The 16,244-nt window shown below is 63.6% G+C and carries 17 protein-coding genes and 1 pseudogene; 7 read left to right on the forward strand and 11 right to left on the reverse strand.

Features of this window, described 5'->3' with window-relative positions:
* Positions 1–11 precede the first annotated feature (11 nt).
* Together BBF93_RS14665 and BBF93_RS14670 are read right to left on the reverse strand one after the other, a co-directional pair.
* Complete coding sequence (locus BBF93_RS14665; protein ID WP_114106423.1) at positions 12–725, reverse strand: hypothetical protein; 714 nt, start codon at positions 723–725, stop codon at positions 12–14.
* A 69-nt stretch (positions 726–794) separates the two neighbouring features.
* Positions 795–2,096 carry an acyl-CoA dehydrogenase family protein gene (locus BBF93_RS14670; RefSeq protein WP_114106424.1) on the reverse strand — a complete coding sequence of 434 codons (1,302 nt, stop codon included), beginning with the start codon at positions 2,094–2,096 and terminating at the stop codon, positions 795–797.
* A 130-nt stretch (positions 2,097–2,226) separates the two neighbouring features.
* On the opposite strand from BBF93_RS14670, the gene BBF93_RS14675 reads away from it, so the two are divergent.
* Both BBF93_RS14675 and BBF93_RS14680 read left to right on the forward strand, forming a co-directional pair.
* On the forward strand, positions 2,227–2,973 hold the full coding sequence (locus tag BBF93_RS14675; RefSeq protein WP_035598219.1) for a sulfite exporter TauE/SafE family protein: 747 nt from the start codon (positions 2,227–2,229) through the stop codon (positions 2,971–2,973).
* A gap of 165 nt (positions 2,974–3,138) precedes the next feature.
* Positions 3,139–4,032, forward strand: coding sequence for a LysR family transcriptional regulator (locus BBF93_RS14680; RefSeq protein ID WP_035598226.1), 894 nt, complete (start codon positions 3,139–3,141; stop codon positions 4,030–4,032).
* 7 nt (positions 4,033–4,039) lie between these two features.
* On the opposite strand, the gene BBF93_RS14685 is transcribed toward BBF93_RS14680, so the two are convergent.
* The 3 genes from BBF93_RS14685 to BBF93_RS14695 all read right to left on the reverse strand — a co-directional run bounded on the left by BBF93_RS14685 (position 4,040) and on the right by BBF93_RS14695 (position 7,039).
* Positions 4,040–5,779 (reverse strand): cation:proton antiporter, encoded by a 1,740-nt coding sequence (locus tag BBF93_RS14685; protein ID WP_051612520.1) that lies wholly within the window; start codon positions 5,777–5,779, stop codon positions 4,040–4,042.
* 55 nt (positions 5,780–5,834) lie between these two features.
* Positions 5,835–6,296, reverse strand: coding sequence for a nucleoside deaminase (locus tag BBF93_RS14690; RefSeq protein ID WP_233349151.1), 462 nt, complete (start codon positions 6,294–6,296; stop codon positions 5,835–5,837).
* 74 nt (positions 6,297–6,370) lie between these two features.
* Positions 6,371–7,039: a crotonase/enoyl-CoA hydratase family protein gene (locus BBF93_RS14695; RefSeq protein WP_114106426.1), complete on the reverse strand. Its 669-nt coding sequence runs from the start codon at positions 7,037–7,039 to the stop codon at positions 6,371–6,373.
* Between the two features lie 138 nt (positions 7,040–7,177).
* On the opposite strand from BBF93_RS14695, the pseudogene rsmD reads away from it, so the two are divergent.
* Positions 7,178–7,744: pseudogene (rsmD, locus tag BBF93_RS14700) on the forward strand (16S rRNA (guanine(966)-N(2))-methyltransferase RsmD); the annotation flags it as partial.
* Here the strand turns inward: rsmD and BBF93_RS14705 are convergent.
* Together BBF93_RS14705 and BBF93_RS14710 are read right to left on the reverse strand one after the other, a co-directional pair.
* Positions 7,741–8,154 carry a hypothetical protein gene (locus BBF93_RS14705; protein ID WP_051612521.1) on the reverse strand — a complete coding sequence of 138 codons (414 nt, stop codon included), beginning with the start codon at positions 8,152–8,154 and terminating at the stop codon, positions 7,741–7,743. The pseudogene rsmD and the gene BBF93_RS14705 overlap by 4 nt on opposite strands.
* A gap of 87 nt (positions 8,155–8,241) precedes the next feature.
* Positions 8,242–9,249 carry a patatin-like phospholipase family protein gene (locus tag BBF93_RS14710; protein WP_114106428.1) on the reverse strand — a complete coding sequence of 336 codons (1,008 nt, stop codon included), beginning with the start codon at positions 9,247–9,249 and terminating at the stop codon, positions 8,242–8,244.
* An 82-nt stretch (positions 9,250–9,331) separates the two neighbouring features.
* Between BBF93_RS14710 and BBF93_RS14715 the strand changes: the two genes are divergently transcribed.
* The 3 genes from BBF93_RS14715 (at position 9,332) to BBF93_RS14725 (ending at position 11,977) form a co-directional block, all read left to right on the forward strand.
* The gene (locus tag BBF93_RS14715; protein WP_114106429.1) at positions 9,332–10,576 is read left to right on the forward strand and encodes a class I SAM-dependent RNA methyltransferase; all 1,245 of its coding nucleotides are present in this window, start codon (positions 9,332–9,334) and stop codon (positions 10,574–10,576) included.
* A complete protein-coding gene (locus BBF93_RS14720) occupies positions 10,573–11,022 on the forward strand; it encodes an NUDIX hydrolase (RefSeq protein WP_114106430.1) in 450 nt (149 codons plus the stop codon). The genes BBF93_RS14715 and BBF93_RS14720 overlap by 4 nt, the downstream gene beginning before the upstream one ends.
* A 169-nt stretch (positions 11,023–11,191) precedes the next feature.
* Positions 11,192–11,977, forward strand: coding sequence for an SDR family NAD(P)-dependent oxidoreductase (locus tag BBF93_RS14725; protein WP_035598248.1), 786 nt, complete (start codon positions 11,192–11,194; stop codon positions 11,975–11,977).
* A 133-nt stretch (positions 11,978–12,110) separates the two neighbouring features.
* Here the strand turns inward: BBF93_RS14725 and BBF93_RS14730 are convergent, their stop codons facing one another.
* Complete coding sequence (locus BBF93_RS14730) at positions 12,111–12,371, reverse strand: hypothetical protein (protein WP_035598252.1); 261 nt, start codon at positions 12,369–12,371, stop codon at positions 12,111–12,113.
* Between the two features lie 163 nt (positions 12,372–12,534).
* Entirely contained in the window at positions 12,535–12,750 is a 216-nt protein-coding gene (locus BBF93_RS14735; RefSeq protein WP_035598255.1) for a hypothetical protein, read from the reverse strand.
* A 216-nt stretch (positions 12,751–12,966) separates the two neighbouring features.
* Between BBF93_RS14735 and BBF93_RS14740 the strand changes: the two genes are divergently transcribed.
* Positions 12,967–13,950 carry a nitronate monooxygenase family protein gene (locus BBF93_RS14740; RefSeq protein ID WP_035598258.1) on the forward strand — a complete coding sequence of 328 codons (984 nt, stop codon included), beginning with the start codon at positions 12,967–12,969 and terminating at the stop codon, positions 13,948–13,950.
* Positions 13,951–13,971: 21 nt separating this feature from the next.
* Here the strand turns inward: BBF93_RS14740 and BBF93_RS14745 are convergent, their stop codons facing one another.
* Both BBF93_RS14745 and BBF93_RS14750 read right to left on the reverse strand, forming a co-directional pair.
* On the reverse strand, positions 13,972–14,979 hold the full coding sequence (locus BBF93_RS14745; protein ID WP_035598261.1) for a magnesium transporter CorA family protein: 1,008 nt from the start codon (positions 14,977–14,979) through the stop codon (positions 13,972–13,974).
* Between the two features lie 64 nt (positions 14,980–15,043).
* Entirely contained in the window at positions 15,044–16,222 is a 1,179-nt protein-coding gene (locus BBF93_RS14750) for a PQQ-dependent sugar dehydrogenase (RefSeq protein ID WP_035598264.1), read from the reverse strand.
* Between the last annotated feature and the right edge of the window lie 22 nt (positions 16,223–16,244).

The raw sequence follows: 16,244 nt of genomic DNA on the forward strand, positions 1-16,244 counted from the left end.
AGGAAAGCCGCTCAGCCGCCCGCCTCCAGCATCAGCGTGTAGGGGATGAAGATTTCCAGCTCCAATGGCCCGGAAGGCTGGGTGATGATACGGCTTTCCAGTCCCGTCAGCGTCACTTTCGATCCGTTCGGGCCAAACGCCGTCTGCAAGCCGGACACCTCCCGGGCGATGTCCGCGATCAGATCCGCGCGATGCTTGGCCACGTCGCGCGCCCCGATATATTGCGTATCGCCAAGATAGGCCTCCGCCCGGCCCTGGGCTTCGATAGACGTCACAAACTGCTGAGCCCGCTTCATCAGCGCCTCGAACGACTCCTCCGGTTTGGTGTCAATGCTCAGCGTCAGCGTGAAGCGGCCGGTGCCGGAATAATCACTGCCATAGACATCCGTAAACAGAACGGTATCAATATCTGCCATCGAGCGGCCGAGCGTGCCGCCAGCCAGGCTGAAACCCTCGGTTCTGGAGGCGCGTGCCTTCAGCCGGTCAAACATCGTTTCCAGTTCCTTGCGCCGCTCGGCGGCGTCCCGCGTCGCGCTCTGATAAGTGATGGCGACCATAACGAAATCGGCCGGTATCTGCCGGTAGATGGCCGGCGCACTGATCCGCGCGCTTTCCTCCACCTGATTGGACGTCACCATCATCCGCTCCATACCCTGGGCGCTGACCGGCAAGGCCGCCCCCGAAGCGATGGCGGCAAGCATCAGAAAACCAAACATCCTGCGCATGAAAAAACCCTCCCTGTGCGTACAGGGAGGGTCTGCTTCTTGGGTTTGCCTGTCAATCAGGCTGAAATCCTATTTCCGCCAGATTGCGGCCAGCGCCGGATCTTCCACGCCGCCTTCATACTTGCGCAGCTCGTGGCGGCCAACCACCATGTGGTGAACTTCATCCGGGCCGTCTGCCAGGCGCAGCGTGCGCTGGCTGGCATACATGCGGGCGAGCGGGGTCCACTGCGACACGCCGGTCGCACCATGGATCTGGATTGCATCGTCGATGATCTTGCAGACACGCTCGGGAACCATGGCCTTCACCATCGAAATCCAGATGCGGGCTTCCTTGTTGCCCAGAACATCCATCGCCTTGGCAGCTTTCAGAACCATCATGCGCATCGCTTCAATCTCGATGCGGGCGCGGCTGATGATCTCGGTGTTACCGCCGAGCTTGGCCAGCGGCTTGCCGAAGGCTTCGCGCGACAGGCCGCGGATGCACATCAGGTCAAGCGCGCGTTCGGCCTGACCGATGGAGCGCATGCAGTGGTGGATACGGCCGGGGCCAAGGCGCAGCTGCGAAATCTCGAAGCCGCGGCCTTCGCCGAGCAGCATGTTTTCCTTCGGCACACGGACGTTCTCAAAGCGCAGGTGCATGTGGCCATGCGGCGCGTCGGGCTCACCGAACACGTGCATCGGACCCACGATGGTCACACCCGGATGCGGCAGCGGCACCAGGATCTGCGACTGCTGGCGGTTGACGTCCGGGCCGTTGTTCGAGCGGCACATGACGATCATGATCTTGCAGCGCGGATCGCCGGCGCCGGAAGCGTAGTATTTCTCACCGTTCAGCACATACTCGTCGCCGTCCAGTTCGCACTTCATCGACACGTTCTTGGCATCCGAAGACGCCATGTGCGGCTCGGTCATCACATAGGCGGAGCGGATCTTGCCTTCGAGCAGCGGCTTCAGCCACTTCTCTTTCTGGGCCGGTGTGCCGACGCGCTCGAGCACTTCCATGTTGCCGGTATCAGGCGCCGAGCAGTTCATGGTTTCCGAGGCCATCGGGTTCTTGCCCAGTTCGGCGGCGATATAGGCATAGTCGAGGTTCGACAGGCCCTCGCCGGTTTCGGCGTCGGGTAGGAAGAAGTTCCAGAGGCCCTGCTTCTTGGCTTCGTCCTTGGCCTTCTCGAGGCATTCGAGCTGGCCGGGGGCGTAGCTCCAGATGTCCTTGTTGCCTTCGCCAAGCTTGTGGAACTCGACGCTCATCGGGTTGACGGTTTCCTCGATGAACTTCTTCACATGGTCGTAAAGCGGGCGAACGCTTTCGGACATGCGCAGGTCGTTCAGCTCGGCATAGGCGTCGGGCGTGTGCTGGGTATCAGCCATGGCTGTGTTTCCTCTCTGGATGGGTGTGCTTGTTACTTTTCCCTGAGATCAGGGTAGCTGAGATGAGGGGGCGCGTGCAAATTCTTTCGCCCCCTCGTGAGGCGGAATAAAATGCGCTAAGGCGCGGAGCATGAGCCCGGTCACCGCCCTTGTCCTGCTGATCACCATACTGATCACATCGTTCATCTCGGGCGTTTTCGGCATGGCGGGCGGTCTGATCCTGATGGCCGTGCTGACCGCGATTGTGCCGGTGGCCACCGCGATGGTCGTTCACGGCGCGGTGCAGATGGTGTCCAACGGCTACCGCGCGATCCTCTGGCGCAAGTATATCGACTGGGCGATCTTCCGCCGTTACGCCCTCGGCTCGGTTGCGGCGATCCTGCTTCTGTTCGCCATTTCCTGGCGCCCGGAAGCCACCGCCGTTTACCTGCTGCTGGCAGCCGCCGCCTTCACCGTCTGGATTCCCAAGGCCTGGATCGACATTGACGTCCAGCGCCGGGGCCAGGCGGAAGTGGCCGGTTTCCTGCTGCAGGCCATGAATACGCTCGCCGGCGTCACCGGCCCGCTGCTGGATATCTTCTTCGCCCGCACCGTGATGGACCGGCGCGCGGTGGTCGCCACCAAGGCGATCACGCAGGTGTTTGCCCATCTGGTGAAAGTGGCCTTCTGGGGCTCGGCCCTCTGGGCGGCTGAAACGATGAGCTCCCTGCCCCCACTCTGGTTCTTTGTGGCGGCTGTGCCGCTGTCGATGCTGGGCACGACGCTGGGCGGCAAGCTGCTGGAAAGAATGACGGATATCGATTTCCGCCGCTGGATGCGCCTGCTGGTCACCGCGGTTGGCCTGTTCATGCTGGCGCGCGCTGCAGGCTGGCTCTGAGACAGGCATGGCGCCACCTTCCGGCAGCCTTGCAGAGCAAACAGGCAGGGACATCCACATCACAGTTGCGATAATGCGCCCCGCAAGACTATTCGGCTACTTTATTTTATGAAACAATATCATCACTCACCGTGATAACTCTCCTGTTCCTCCCACAGGTTGGCCATGAACCTTCGCGCGCTTGATCTCAATCTCCTCCCCGTGCTGGAGGCGATCTATGCCGAACGCAGCCTGACCCGGGCGAGCGAGATGCTGCACATCACCCAGCCTGCCGTCAGCAATGCCCTCTCCCGCCTGCGCCTGCATTTTGAAGATCCTCTCTTCGTGCGCGAAGGCCGCGGCGTGAAACCCACCGCGATGACCGAAGCGCTGATGCCGGCGGTCCGCGAAGCGCTCGACAAGCTGCGCAATGGCCTTGAGCCGCGCTCGGTGTTTGAGCCCTCACGCTCCACGCGCGTGTTCAACATCTCCTGCCGCGATGCCAGTGCGCTTATCCTCGCCCCGCCCATCGCCCGCCGGCTGGAAACCCAGGCCCCCGGCATCCGTATCGCCTGGAGCCAGCTTCACCGCTCGGCCATTTCCAGCGAGCTTGCCTCCGGACGGCTGGACCTTGCCATCGACATCCAGGACCTGCGCGGGGCAGACCTTGAGCGCGTGCTGCTCTCGTCGACCGATTACACCTGTGTCCTGGCCGCCGATCATCCTCTTGCCCAGGCGCCGCTGACTGTCGAAGGCTTCTTCAGTATGCGCCATATCGCCGTTTCCAGCCGCCGGGAGGGGCGCAGCCTGATCGAGGAAATGGCGCGTTCCATGGGCCAGCGGATCACCCCGGTCCACCGCCTCCCCCATTACCAGCCGGCTCTGGAGATCGTTCGCTGCACCCAGCTTGCGCTTGCTGCGCCAAAGCCCGTTGCGGCCGGATCGGGTCTCGCCATGCTGGAGCTGCCCTTTGATTTCCACTCCCCCGGCTCGATGCTCTACTGGCACCGGGAGTTTGCCCAGGATCCGGCGCTCACCTGGCTGCGCGGCCTGATCCGGGATATTTCCGTTACGCTCTGAAGCCGGGTCAGGCCCGCCGGTATTCCTCGTCCCTTATCAGGGCGAGCCGGTCGCGCACGGTCTCTGGCTCATAGCCGAATGCCTCCAGCGACATGCCCCCCATCTGCAGGCCGGATTCTACCGCTTCGGGCACCACATGCCCCGCTCCGGCTGCTTCCAGCTTGTCGGCATGTTCCCCGTCATGGGCGCGCGCCAGGATGAGGATGTCCGGATGCAGCCCCCGCGCGCAGCGCACCATCGCCTCGGCCCGCTCCGGATCGTCTACGGTCACAATGAACTGATCGGCTTTGGCAATACCCGTCAGTGTAAGGATTTCCGGGCGAGAGGCATCGCCGACAAAGGCAGCAAGGCCGTCCAGCCGCGCGCGGTGGATCTTCTCCGGGTCACGGTCAAGGGCCAGCAGGGTAACGCCCTCCTGGCGCAGCACATGCGCCACCGCCTGCCCCACACGGCCATAGCCGGCGAGGATTACATGGTTCTGCAGCTCTGCAGCCTCGGTCAGCGCCATCTCGCTCGTCGCCTGGCGCCGGGAGGGCCGCCCGGCCAGCCGCCGCCCGAAATCGCCGAGCAGCGGGGTCAGCAGCATCGAGAGCCCGGCGATCGCCGCCACGAAGGCGGCCAGCTCCGGCGTCACCGCCCCGCCCGCCTGCGCGGCCGTCAGCACAACAAACGCGAACTCCCCTGCCGGCGCCAGCAGCAGCGCCGCCTCCAGTGAAACGGGATGCCCGCCGGCAAACACCCGGCAGGCCAGATAGGCAATCACCACTTTCAGGACGACCAGCCCCGCCAGCGCGGCCAGGATCCAGCCAATCTGACTGGCAATCTGCGGCAGGTTCAGGCCCATGCCCACCGTCATGAAAAAGAGGCCCAGCAGCAGCCCCTTGAAGGGCTCAAGGTCCACTTCGGTCTGATGCTTGAACTCGGTCTCCCCCACCAGCAGGCCGGCCAGAAACGCGCCCAGCGCCACCGAAAGCCCGGCGCTGTAGGTGATCGCGGCAGACCCCACCACGGTCAGCAGGGTCAGTGCCATCAGGAAGTCCCGCCCGCCGCTGGCCGCCGCCAGCCGGAATATCCGGTCCAGCAGGAAGTTCCCGATCACCCAGATGATGGCAATGGCAATCAGTCCACGGATTAGCGCGTCCAGCAGCACCCCGCCGATATTGGCCCCGCCTTTCAGCGCCGCAAAACCGACGAAGATCAGGATCGGCGCCACCATCATGTCCTGGAACAACAGCACGCCCAGAGAGGTGCGCCCAACAGGCTGGGCGGCCCGGCGCTCCTCCACCAGCACCTGCATCACGATGGCCGTCGAGGAGAGCGCCAGCGCAAGGCCGATGATCATCGCTACCGCCAGATCCAGCCCCAGCGCCCAGCCCACCGCGGCAATCGCCGCTGCGCTCAGCCCGGTCTGCACCGAGCCTGCCCCCAGCACCACCCGGCGCAGCGACCAGAGACGCTGGAAGGAAAACTCCACGCCCAGAAGGAACAGCAGGAACAGCACCCCCAGCTCGGCAAAGGGCAAGGCCGCTTCCGGCTCGGTAATCGAGAAATATTCGAGGATGGGATAAGCCTGCGCAAAATGCCCGAGCGCAAACGGCCCCAGCGCGATCCCCGCCAGCATGAAGGCAATGATTGTCGGCATCTTCAGAAGCCGCAGCACCGGCACAAGGATGCCTGCCGCCAGCAGGAAGACCAGAAGATCCTTGATCAGGGTCGGGCTCGGCCCGTGTGCTACGCCATGTTCCATAGGCAACCTGTCCCCTGCTTACCGGGTTCAGTAATGGCGCGCTGCTCGCGCCTTGTCAGCCCCGGCGTTGCCGGAAGAAATCGCGCAGCAGGTCTGCCGCCTCGGCTTCGTGCAGCGGGTCCTGCCGCCATTCGGGCCGCCAGTGGCAGGTCGGCTGCTCGAAGAAACGGGGCCCATGCATCACCGCCCCGCCCTTGATGTCGGCCGCCGCAAAGATCAGCCGCCCGATCCGCGCAAAGCTGATCGCCCCGGCGCACATCGCGCACGGCTCCAGCGTCACATAAAGGTCCAGCCCCGGTAGCCGGTAATTGCCGAGCTTCTGCGCCGCCGCACGGATCGCCATGATCTCGGCATGGGCGCTGGGGTCATGGCTGGCGACGGGACGATTATACCCCTCGCCGACAATCTCCCCCGTCTCCGGATCGACAACCACCGCGCCCACGGGCACCTCGCCCGCTGCCGCCGCCTCACGCGCCAGTTCCACCGCGCGGGCCATCGCCTCAACCTGTATAGTCATAAGGCAGCAGATTGCGTCTCAGCCCCTGAAAGTAAAGGGAAATCCGTCAACGGATTGCAGCCAGGAAGGCCGCCTTACCCCTCCAGCGTTGGCGCTATCAGGTCAATCGCCGGCTGGCGCGCCAGGTTCTTGTTCCGCCCATAGGCATAGGTCGCAATCGGCAGCAGGCGCTCTGCCTCGGCCATTGCCGCGCTCATCACCTCGCCCGGCTCCACCACCTGATCCACCCAGCCCACCGGCACCGCCTCATCCGGCGTATAGAGTTTCGCCTGCGCCAGCGCCTGCGTCAGATACATCGGATTGAGCCGCGCCCGCGGCAGCTCCACCCCGAAGCCCGGCAGCGTCATGCCATTGACCGTCTCGTTCGCGCCGATCTTGTAGGCGCCCCGCGCCGCAATCCGGCTGTCCCCGCCCAGCAGGAGGAACGCCCCCATGGCAATCGCATGGCCCGTACACGCAATGACGATAGGCTTGTCAGAGGTAAACAGCCGGAAGGCCAGCCTGCCGCCGCCCATCACCAGCCTGCGCACCTGTTCCGGCTCGGACGAAGCGAGAAACTTCAGGTCAAACCCCGCCGAAAACCGCTCCGGCCGCCCGGCCAGCACGATCACCTTGGCTGCCTTCTCCGCCTCATCCAGCGCCGTATTCACCGCGTCCAGCATGGTCAGGCTGATGGCATTTGCCTTGCCATCATCCATGGTGATCACGGCAATCTCGTTCTCTATTTTAACGCTGGCGGTCATCGGCGGCACGTCTCCCTGGTTGAATCCAAGATAAAACTCTAGTCAGAGTAGAAATCAAGCCTTCGCGCCGGGTCAAGCCGTGCCGGTTGTCATTCGCGCGGCCCGGCCCTAGAGGCAGGGCGCACTCATCACGGAACTCCAGCCATGCGCATCATAGCCGGACAGCACAAGGGCCGCGCCCTCTCCGCCCCCAAGGGCATGACCACGCGGCCGACCAGCGACCGCACGCGAGAAAGTATTTTCAACATCCTCGCCCATGCGCCTTGGGCCCCGCCTCTCGAAGGCGCCCGCGTGATCGACCTCTTCGCCGGCTCCGGCGCGCTCGGCCTTGAGGCGATGAGCCGGGGCGCCGCTTTCTGCCTGTTTGTCGAGACAGACCATGGCGCGCGCGGCGCCATTCGCGACAATATCGAAGCCCTCGGCCTTTTCGGGAACACCCGGCTTCACCGCCGCTCGGCCACAGACCTCGGCGAGAAGCCCGCCGGCGTCGGCAGCCCGTTCAACATTGCCTTCCTCGACCCGCCCTATCACAAGGGCCTCGTCGCCCCCGCGCTAGACTGCCTGATAAAAGGCGCCTGGCTTAGCGAGGACGCCATCGCCATGGTCGAAACCGGCTCGGACGAAGCCCTGATATTCCCCGGCTGGGGGGCCATCGACACGCGCGACTTCGGCGCCGCCCGCGTGCAGTTTCTGAAGCGTGCCTAACCCACCAGATCACTGGTGATGCACTTCTTCACGCCGCGCTCGATCTTGTTGGCATGGAAGGCTGCCCCACCGCCCACCGGCCGGAACATATAGCCCCTGGGTGCGCGCTGGCCGCGAAAGCAGGAGGTCCCGGTGCCCGGATAGGTGAAACAGGCCTCAGCCTTGTCGGTCACCTCCAGCAGGCCTTCAGACCGGTATCCCTCAAACTCATACAGCGTGCGTCCGCCCGGCTCGATACATTCGCTCCAGCGCTGGCCCGTCTGCACCACGATGCCGGACATCTGTATACCGAACAGCTCCGCCTTCATGGCCTCTGCCGTCAGCGGCTCGTTCCCCACAGGCTTGGAATCGGCAACGGCGCCGCCCGCAACCAGCCCGCCCAAAAGAAAAGACATCAGAAAACGCTGCATGGACGTATCCTTTCCGCGCCAACTCTACCCGAAACCCCAACACGGCCAAGCCGCTTATTCAGGCTCCGGCAAGCGGTGGTCTCCGCCTCACCCCTCCAGAAACTCTTTCCGGATATCAAAGCTCGACGTTTTCGTGCCCACATGCTGCGCGCAGCTGGAGAGCCACCGATCTGCCGCGGCCCGCCCCCTGTCGCGCAGTTCCAGCAGGAACCGCCAGCGCGCCTCATATTTGGTCGCCATCCCATAGCTCAGCAGATCCTGCCCGCCGCGAATGGCATGAACATTCAGCCTACGGTATTTCTTCAGCATCGGCTCTTTCAGCATCCCGTCATCAATCAGCCGCTGCACAAAGGCAATCGCACGCAACTCGCCAATCAGCGAAGCATTGAAGCTGATCTCGTTCAGCCGCTCCTGAATTTCGGCGGCGCGCTTGGGCACGCCCGGCCGCACCAGCGGATTAAGCAGCACAAGGAGCACATCCTGCGGCGCCCCCGAATAGATCAGCGGAAAGAGGCTTGGATTGCCCATGAAGCCGCCATCCCAGAACACTTCCTCGCCTATCTCCACCGCCTGGAAAGTCTGCGGCAGGCAGGCCGAGGCCAGCACCGCGTCTGCAGTAATCTCATCCTTGGAGAAAACGCGCACCTTGCCCGTCTCCACATTCGTCGCCGAAAGGAAAAGCTTCAGGCCGGAGGCATGCACCGCCTCGAAATTCACCTGCCGCTCCACCACCCGGCGCAGCGGATTGAAGTTGAAAGGGTTGAAATCATACGGGCTGGCAAAGTTCTGCCACGCGCTCGCCATCTGGAAGCCTGCCGCGCCGAACACATTCATGCCCGCCCCGGCATCGGATACAGCCCGCCATATCTGCTCCAGCGAGGCGCGCGCGCCCTCCGGCCCGCCCGCCGCGAGCCCTGCCGCATAAGCCACGGCGTTGAGCGCCCCGGCAGAGGTCGCCGAAATCGCTTCGATCGCGAGGGTCTCTTCCCCGCTCAGCCGGTCCAGAATGCCCCAGGTATAGGCCCCGTGCGCGCCCCCGCCCTGCAGGGCCAGGCTGACCGGCCGCGCTTTCCCGTTGCCATTGGCTTTTGCCATGTTGCGGCTCCTTCCGGCTGCGCCCTCTCCCTGCTAACGGAGGAAGCTGACAATCACCACCCCCACCCTTCCAGGAAACCGGATGTCCGCCAGCCCCGCCCGCACGCTGACCATTGATCATGCCGGTGCCCAGGGCGATGGCCGCGCGCGCGAGCAGGAACGTTGGGTGTCTGTACCCTTCACCCTGCCCGGAGAGAGTGTGGAGGTCAGCGGCGAAGGCGACCGGCTGAAGCTCGAGCGTATCCTCACCCCCTCACCGGAGCGCATCGCCCCGGCCTGCCGTCATTTCACCCGCTGCGGCGGCTGCACGCTGCAGCATATGGCGCCCGCGCCCTATGCCGCCTTCAAGCGGGATCTGATCATCCGCTCCCTGAAGGCTCGCGGACTGGAGGCAGAGGTGGCAGACACATGGGTCACCCCGCCCGCCTCTCGCCGCCGCGCCGCCTTCGCCGCACGCAAATCCGGCAAGGCCGTCATTCTCGGTTTCCATGGCCGCAAAAGCCATGATCTGATCGCACTGGAAGAATGCCCCGTCCTGCGCCCGCCCATTGTCGCCGCCGTCCCGAAGCTGAAAGACATTCTCGCCCTCCTCTTCACCGGCAAGGAGGAATTGAGCGTCCTCGTCACCGACACCGCCACGGGCCTTGACCTCCACATCACCGGCCTTTCAAAAGAGGCCAAACCCCTCGCCCGCGCCGAGGCGAGCAGCGCCGCCCTGCGGGCGGGCTTTGCCCGCGTATCGCTGGAGGGCGCAGACGTGCTGACCGAGCGCGCCCCGCGCCTTCCGGTTGGCGCCGCCAGCCTCCTGCCCCCACCCGGCGGCTTCCTTCAGGCCAGCGCCGAGGCTGAGGCTGAAATGGCCCGGCTGGTTCTCGATCATTTGAAAGGCGCAAAGCGCAGCGTAGATCTTTTCTCCGGCTGCGGAACATTTGCCCTGCGCCTGGCTGAGCATATGCCCGTCTATGCCGCCGAAAGCGGGCGCGCGGCCATCGGCGCCCTGCGCGCCGCCGCCAGCGCCGCGCAGGGCTTGCATCCGGTCACCGCCGAAGTGCGCGATCTCTTCCGCAATCCCGTCTCCGCGCCGGAACTTGCCCGGTTTGACGCCCTGGTGCTGGACCCCGCCCGCGCCGGCGCGGCCGCCCAGTCGGCGGAGATTGCGAAATCCTCCGTGCCGCGCGTGGCCTATGTCTCGTGTGACCCCGCCACCCTGGCGCGCGATCTGCGCACGCTGGCCGATGGCGGCTACCGCCTGCTGCGCGTTCATCCCATCGATCAGTTCCTCTGGTCGGCCCATGTCGAAGCCGTCGCGCTTCTGGAGAAGCCATGACCGCCCCACCCTCTGCGCCCGCGCCCGGCCGCCCCACCCCCGCCGTCGGCACCGTCTGCTTCCGGGGAGACGACGTGCTGCTCATCCGGCGCGGCACGCCCCCGCTCGCCGGAGACTGGTCGCTGCCCGGTGGCCGTATCGAGTTTGGCGAGCGAACCGAGGCCGCTGCCCTGCGCGAACTCAAGGAAGAAACCGGGGTGGAGGCCCGCCTCATCGGCTTGGTCGATGTAGTCGATGCCCTCTTCGCCTCCCGCCGCTCGGGCGAGGTTGCACGCCATTATGTATTGTTCGATTTTGCCGCCGTCTGGGTCTCGGGCGATCCTATCGCGGGCGATGATGCCGCCCACGCCGAATGGATCTCGCCCGCCCGCCTCGCCACCCTGCCCCTCTGGGACGAAACCCGCCGGGTGATCGAAAAGGCCCGCGCGATGGCCACCGGCCTCTGAAAAACGCCGCCTCGTTGGGTCACCGTTGGAGTTTTTGCCCCATCGGTTGGAGCAATCGTTGGAGTTTTTTGCGGCCCTTATCCCCCATTTATTTTTCTTGACCCGCCCCTGCGTCAGGTCTGTCTGTACGCTCCAGTCATCCAGAAGATACCAGGGAGGAATCAGGTTCATGGTCTACAAACCCTTCGATTTGAGCGGCAAGGTCTGCGTCGTCACCGGCGGCAACAAGGGCATTGGCCTCGGCATGGTGGAGGCTCTCGCCGCCTCGAACGCCGATGTCGTGATCTGGGGCCGCAAGACGGCTGACAACGACGCTGCCGTGAAAGCTGCCTCCGGTCTCGGCACCGGCAAGGTCAAGGCCTGGGCCGTCGATGTCGGCGAAGAGTCTCAGGTTATCAAGGCAATGAAAGAGGCTGAGGAAGAGTTCGGCCGCATCGATTGCTGCATCGCCAACGCCGGCGTCGGCCGGGGCGCTGCCTCTTTCGAAACCATGACGCTGGAAACCTGGGAATATAACGCCCGCATCAATTCCGTCGGCGCCTTCTTCACCCTGCGCGAAGCGGCCAAGTCGATGGTCGCCCGCGCCAAGAAGGGCGACCTTGGCGGCAGCCTCGTCGGCACCGCCTCCCTCGCCGGCATCGAAGGCGCTGGCCGCAACCAGGCCTACGCCCACACCAAAGGCGGCCTCATCGCCATGATGAACGCCTGCGCCGTGGAATACGGCCGTTACGGAATCCGCGCCAATTCCATCCTCCCCGGCTGGATTGCGACCGACATGACTGAAGGCGCCCAAGGCCAGGAAGTGTTCACGTCCAAAGTCATCTCCCGCGTTCCGATTCGCCGCTGGGGCGAGCCGGCAGACTTCGGCGGCATGGCCGTTTACCTTGCTTCCGACGCCTCGAAATACCATTCGGGCGACACGCTGGTCATCGACGGCGGCTACGCAAAATTCTGATTCTGCGCCGGGGCGCGGGGGCCACGCCCTTTGCGCCCCGAAGCGGTCCGTATAAGAATTAACCTTAAAAGAAAAAGGCCGCCTCCCGAGGGAAGCGGCCTTATCTTTTTAGCCGATCAAGCCGGCCCGCAGGTTACTGCGGAGCAACTTCTTCGACAGCTTCTTCGGTCGCTTCAGCAGCTTCTTCAGCAGCGCCTTCGACAGCGTCAGCAGCTTCGACAGCAGCTTCTTCAGTTGCTTCGTATGCTTCGACGACTGCTTCTTCAGTGGCTTCGCCAGCTTCAGCAGCAGCTTCTTCGACGGTCGCCGGCTCAGCTGCCGGAGCAGCTTCTTCGGTGGCGCCGCAAGCGGCCAGAACGAGCGCAGCAGCGCCGATCAGGAACAGATTTTTCATGTTGGTAGTACCCCTGTTGTGTTCTTGCGAACGGCCGGTGCTTTAGCACCATTGTCCCGTTACTGAAAGTTCATTCTTCAGATCGGGAAGGCCTTTCGCGGGTTGTTTACGGAAAAGCCCCCTCCCGCTACGGGAAGGGGCGATTATCGCAATCTTTGCCTGCTTATTCAGCAGTCTCGTCAGCGGCTTCTTCAGCTTCTTCGGCGGCCTCTTCGGCAACGTCAGCAGCTTCTTCAGCTTCTTCGGCGGCTTCTTCAGCCACCTCTTCCGCAACTTCAGCGGCTTCTGCGGCTGCTTCTGCTTCAACCGGCGGCTCGGCGGCAAAGGCCACACCGGCGACGAAAGCTGCAGCGGCAACACCTGCGAAAAGTTTCTTCATAAGAGCTTCCCCTCTTAAAGTTTATTGTCTGATGACACCCGTTACCCGGATCAACCCGGCCAACGTCCAAAACTCTGGCGGGCGATCACGGCCAGATTGCGGCAAAGTGGCGGCAAAAAAGGCAAGATTGGCACTTCGCTTCTGCTCTTGCGTTGACGCTGCGGCGGCAGTTTAGCCCTCAACCCAAGCATTCGCTCCGGTAAAGGGACAAAGAAGATGGCCATCAAGACACGCCTCACTGATCTGCTAAAAGTTCAGCACCCAATCATGCTCGCTGGCATGGGCGGGGTTTCCTATGCGGAAGTTTGCGCCGCCATGTGTAATGCGGGTGGCTATGGCGTCCTCGGCATGGCCGGCACCTCGCCGGATTTCATTGCCGGGCAGATGAAAAAGGTGCGCCAGCTGACCGACAAGCCGTTCGGCGTCGACCTTCTGGCCGCCAGCCCGGAAAGCCTCGAAGAATCGGTCGATGTGATCATCAATGGCGGCGCTGACAGCTTCGTCGCCGGTCTCGGCGTGCCGATGCCGATCATGGAGCGCCTGAAAAAAGCCGGCCTGAAAGTCATGGTCGTTGGCGGCGCCGTTAAACATGCCATCAAGGCCGAGCAGGCCGGGTGCGACGCCGTGATCCTGCAGGGTGGCGAAGGCGGCGGCCATACCGGCCTCGTCGGCACCCTTCCGCTCGTCGCCCAGGCCGTCGAAGCGGTGAAGATCCCGGTTATTGCTGCCGGCGGTATCTATGATGGCCGCGGCCTGGCCGCCTCCCTCGCCCTTGGCGCCCAAGGCGTCTGGATGGGCACGCGCTTCATCGCCTCGGCCGAAGCGCACGCCGCCAACATGTACAAAGACGCCGTCGTCACGGCAGACGACACCGACACCACCCGCACCCGCTGCTATTCGGGCAAACCGATGCGCTGCCGCACGAACGACTACATCAATGACTGGGAAAGCCGCCCGCAGGACATTAAGCCCTTCCCCTTCCAGGCGATCCACTCCACCCAGACCGGTGTTATCGGCGGCATTGGGGGGATCACGGATGAAGCCAAACTCTCGATGGACAAGTCCTGCTTCGCCATGGGCCAGTCGGCCGGCGGCGTGAAGGAAGTGAAGCCTGTTGCCGAAATCGTTGCCGACATCATGCGCGACGCGGAAGCCACCATCGACCGCATGTCAGCGCTCCGTGTGAAGACGACAGCCTGATCCCTTCAGGGCGCGGCGGGCCTAAAGCCAGCCGCGCCACTTGAAGAACTGGTAAGGCACGATGGCCGAGAGGATCATCAGGCCAATCGCCATCGGATAGCCGTAAGGCCAGGAAAGTTCCGGCATGTATTCGAAGTTCATGCCGTAGATCGACGCGATCAGCGTCGGCGGCAGGAAAACCACCGCCGCCACCGAAAAAATCTTGATGATGCCCGTCTGCTCGATATTGATCATGCCGAGCGTGGCATCGAGCAGGAAGTTGATCTTCTGTGTCAGGAAGGTTGTGTGATCGCTCAGCGACTGCACATCGCGCGACAGGGTGCGGATGCGCCCTTCATATTCCTTGCCCGGCTTACGGCTGGCGGCAATCTCGGCGCCAAAAGCCAGGAGACGCTGAAAAGAAACCAGGCTTTCGCGCACTTTCGACAAGAGATCCCCCTTGCGGCCAATCTGTTCGAGCACGGACTGGTAATTGCGCGGCTTGCGTTTTTCCGGCTTCGCAGGGTTTCTCGCTGGCGCAGCTTCTTTCGTCTGGGGCTGCGGGATAACGAAGATATTGTCGGAGAGATCGTCAAGCTCGTGCCCTGTCCGCTCAAGCACATCCCCGATTCGCTCGATCAACCCCTCCAGCAGGCCGGTCACCACGCCGTCTGCAGTATAGGTCGCGTTTTTCTGGCACCGCGCGATGAACGCGTCGATGGAGCGCGGCTCGGCATAGCGTACGGTCACCAGCTGTTCCCCCTTCAGGATGAAGGTGATGGGGGAGAGCATCACGTTGTCCCCATCGGTGTGCGACAGCATCATGGTGGTCATGAAGGTGGCCCCGTCCTCCGTGTAGAGACGGCTGGACACTTCAATCTCGCTCATTTCCTCGATGGTCGGCACATCAATGCCAAGCGCGCGCTCGACGGCGCTTTCTTCGTCCCTGCTCGGCCGCAGGATATCCACCCATACGGCTCCATCCAGATGCTCGAGCGTATCGCCGGAATGGACGAAGCGGCCATCGGTATTGGTGAATGTGCGGATCATGGGCGGCCCCCGGAACTGGTCCGCCCATGTCTGCTCAAAGTCGCGCCGGATGGCAACCGCCCGGCTAGTTGCTGGCAGGCGTCAGGCGGATCAGACGGCCATTATCGCCATCTTCCAGCACATAGATCGCCCCGTCCGGTCCTTCTTCCACCTCGCGGATACGCTTGTCCCAGCTATACCGCCCGCCTTCCGAAGCGCTCGCGGTCTCCTCATCGATCTCGACGCGGATCAGCGCCTGCGAGGAAAGGCCGCCAATGAACGCATTGCCGCTCCAGTCCGGGAACACGCCGCCATAATAGATGACGAGCCCAGCCGGGCTGATCGCCGGCACCCAATAGACTGCCGGCGCGGCAAATTCAGGCCGTGTGTCATGGTTGGGAATCTTGCGGCCATCATAGTGATCGCCATTGGAGACTTCCGGGTAGCCGTAATTCTCGCCGCGCACGATGAGGTTCAGCTCATCCCCATGCGCCGGGCCCATCTCCTGCGCCCAGAGGCGGCCGGAACTATCAAAGTCGATGCCCAGCGGATTGCGATGGCCCAGTGTCCAGACCTGCGCAGCAACGCCGCCTTGATCGGCAAACGGATTATCCGCCGGCACACTGCCATCCAGATTGAGGCGGACAATCTTGCCCATATTGCTGTTCATGTCCTGCGCGGGCGTGAACAGCTGCCGGTCTCCCGAGGTGATGAAGAGGTGCCGGTCCGGCGAGACAACCATCCGGTGGGCGTAGTGCCCGCTGCCGGTATGCTTGGGCGTCTGCTCCCAGATGACCTTCCGCTCACTGAGCGCGCCGCCCGTTTCTGTCAGGCTCAGCCTGGCAAGCTCCACCACGGCATTCGACTGTTCCATGTCTTCGGGCTCGCGCGCCGAATAGGAAAGATAGATTTCGCCGGTCTCGGCAAAGTCAGGATGAAGGATCACGTCAGCAAGTCCGCCCTGCCCCCAGGGCTGGACTTCCGGCCCGCCGGTGATCTCGCCCGCCTTGGTGCCATCGCTGTTCAGCAGCCAGAAGGTGCCCGCTTTCTCGGTCACCAGCGCGCGCCCATCGGGAAGAAATGTCATCGCCCAGGGCGCATCAAAGGTTTCCAGCGGGGTGGCCGTCAGCTTTACCCGGTCAGAGCCTGTGACGGCAAAACTGCCCTCCCCGCCGGCAGCTGAGTTTTCTGCAGGTGTCGCGCAGGCGGCAAGTGCCATGCCCGCCGCAAGGGCCGCGGCGGAAACAAGTTTCAGATGTCGCATAGGGGTAACTCCTCTGTATCCG

The sequence above is a fragment of the Hyphomonas sp. CACIAM 19H1 genome (assembly GCF_003325995.1).
GTDB lineage: Bacteria > Pseudomonadota > Alphaproteobacteria > Caulobacterales > Hyphomonadaceae > Hyphomonas > Hyphomonas polymorpha.

Coding starts and splice junctions, on each gene's coding strand:
- BBF93_RS14665 (WP_114106423.1), bottom strand. CDS start 725: ATGCGCAGGATGTTTGGTTTTCTGATGCTTGCCGCCATCGCTTCGGGG.
- BBF93_RS14670 (WP_114106424.1), bottom strand. CDS start 2,096: ATGGCTGATACCCAGCACACGCCCGACGCCTATGCCGAGCTGAACGAC.
- BBF93_RS14675 (WP_035598219.1), top strand. CDS start 2,227: ATGAGCCCGGTCACCGCCCTTGTCCTGCTGATCACCATACTGATCACA.
- BBF93_RS14680 (WP_035598226.1), top strand. CDS start 3,139: ATGAACCTTCGCGCGCTTGATCTCAATCTCCTCCCCGTGCTGGAGGCG.
- BBF93_RS14685 (WP_051612520.1), bottom strand. CDS start 5,779: ATGGAACATGGCGTAGCACACGGGCCGAGCCCGACCCTGATCAAGGAT.
- BBF93_RS14690 (WP_233349151.1), bottom strand. CDS start 6,296: ATGACTATACAGGTTGAGGCGATGGCCCGCGCGGTGGAACTGGCGCGT.
- BBF93_RS14695 (WP_114106426.1), bottom strand. CDS start 7,039: ATGACCGCCAGCGTTAAAATAGAGAACGAGATTGCCGTGATCACCATG.
- BBF93_RS14705 (WP_051612521.1), bottom strand. CDS start 8,154: ATGCAGCGTTTTCTGATGTCTTTTCTTTTGGGCGGGCTGGTTGCGGGC.
- BBF93_RS14710 (WP_114106428.1), bottom strand. CDS start 9,249: ATGGCAAAAGCCAATGGCAACGGGAAAGCGCGGCCGGTCAGCCTGGCC.
- BBF93_RS14715 (WP_114106429.1), top strand. CDS start 9,332: ATGTCCGCCAGCCCCGCCCGCACGCTGACCATTGATCATGCCGGTGCC.
- BBF93_RS14720 (WP_114106430.1), top strand. CDS start 10,573: ATGACCGCCCCACCCTCTGCGCCCGCGCCCGGCCGCCCCACCCCCGCC.
- BBF93_RS14725 (WP_035598248.1), top strand. CDS start 11,192: ATGGTCTACAAACCCTTCGATTTGAGCGGCAAGGTCTGCGTCGTCACC.
- BBF93_RS14730 (WP_035598252.1), bottom strand. CDS start 12,371: ATGAAAAATCTGTTCCTGATCGGCGCTGCTGCGCTCGTTCTGGCCGCT.
- BBF93_RS14735 (WP_035598255.1), bottom strand. CDS start 12,750: ATGAAGAAACTTTTCGCAGGTGTTGCCGCTGCAGCTTTCGTCGCCGGT.
- BBF93_RS14740 (WP_035598258.1), top strand. CDS start 12,967: ATGGCCATCAAGACACGCCTCACTGATCTGCTAAAAGTTCAGCACCCA.
- BBF93_RS14745 (WP_035598261.1), bottom strand. CDS start 14,979: ATGATCCGCACATTCACCAATACCGATGGCCGCTTCGTCCATTCCGGC.
- BBF93_RS14750 (WP_035598264.1), bottom strand. CDS start 16,222: ATGCGACATCTGAAACTTGTTTCCGCCGCGGCCCTTGCGGCGGGCATG.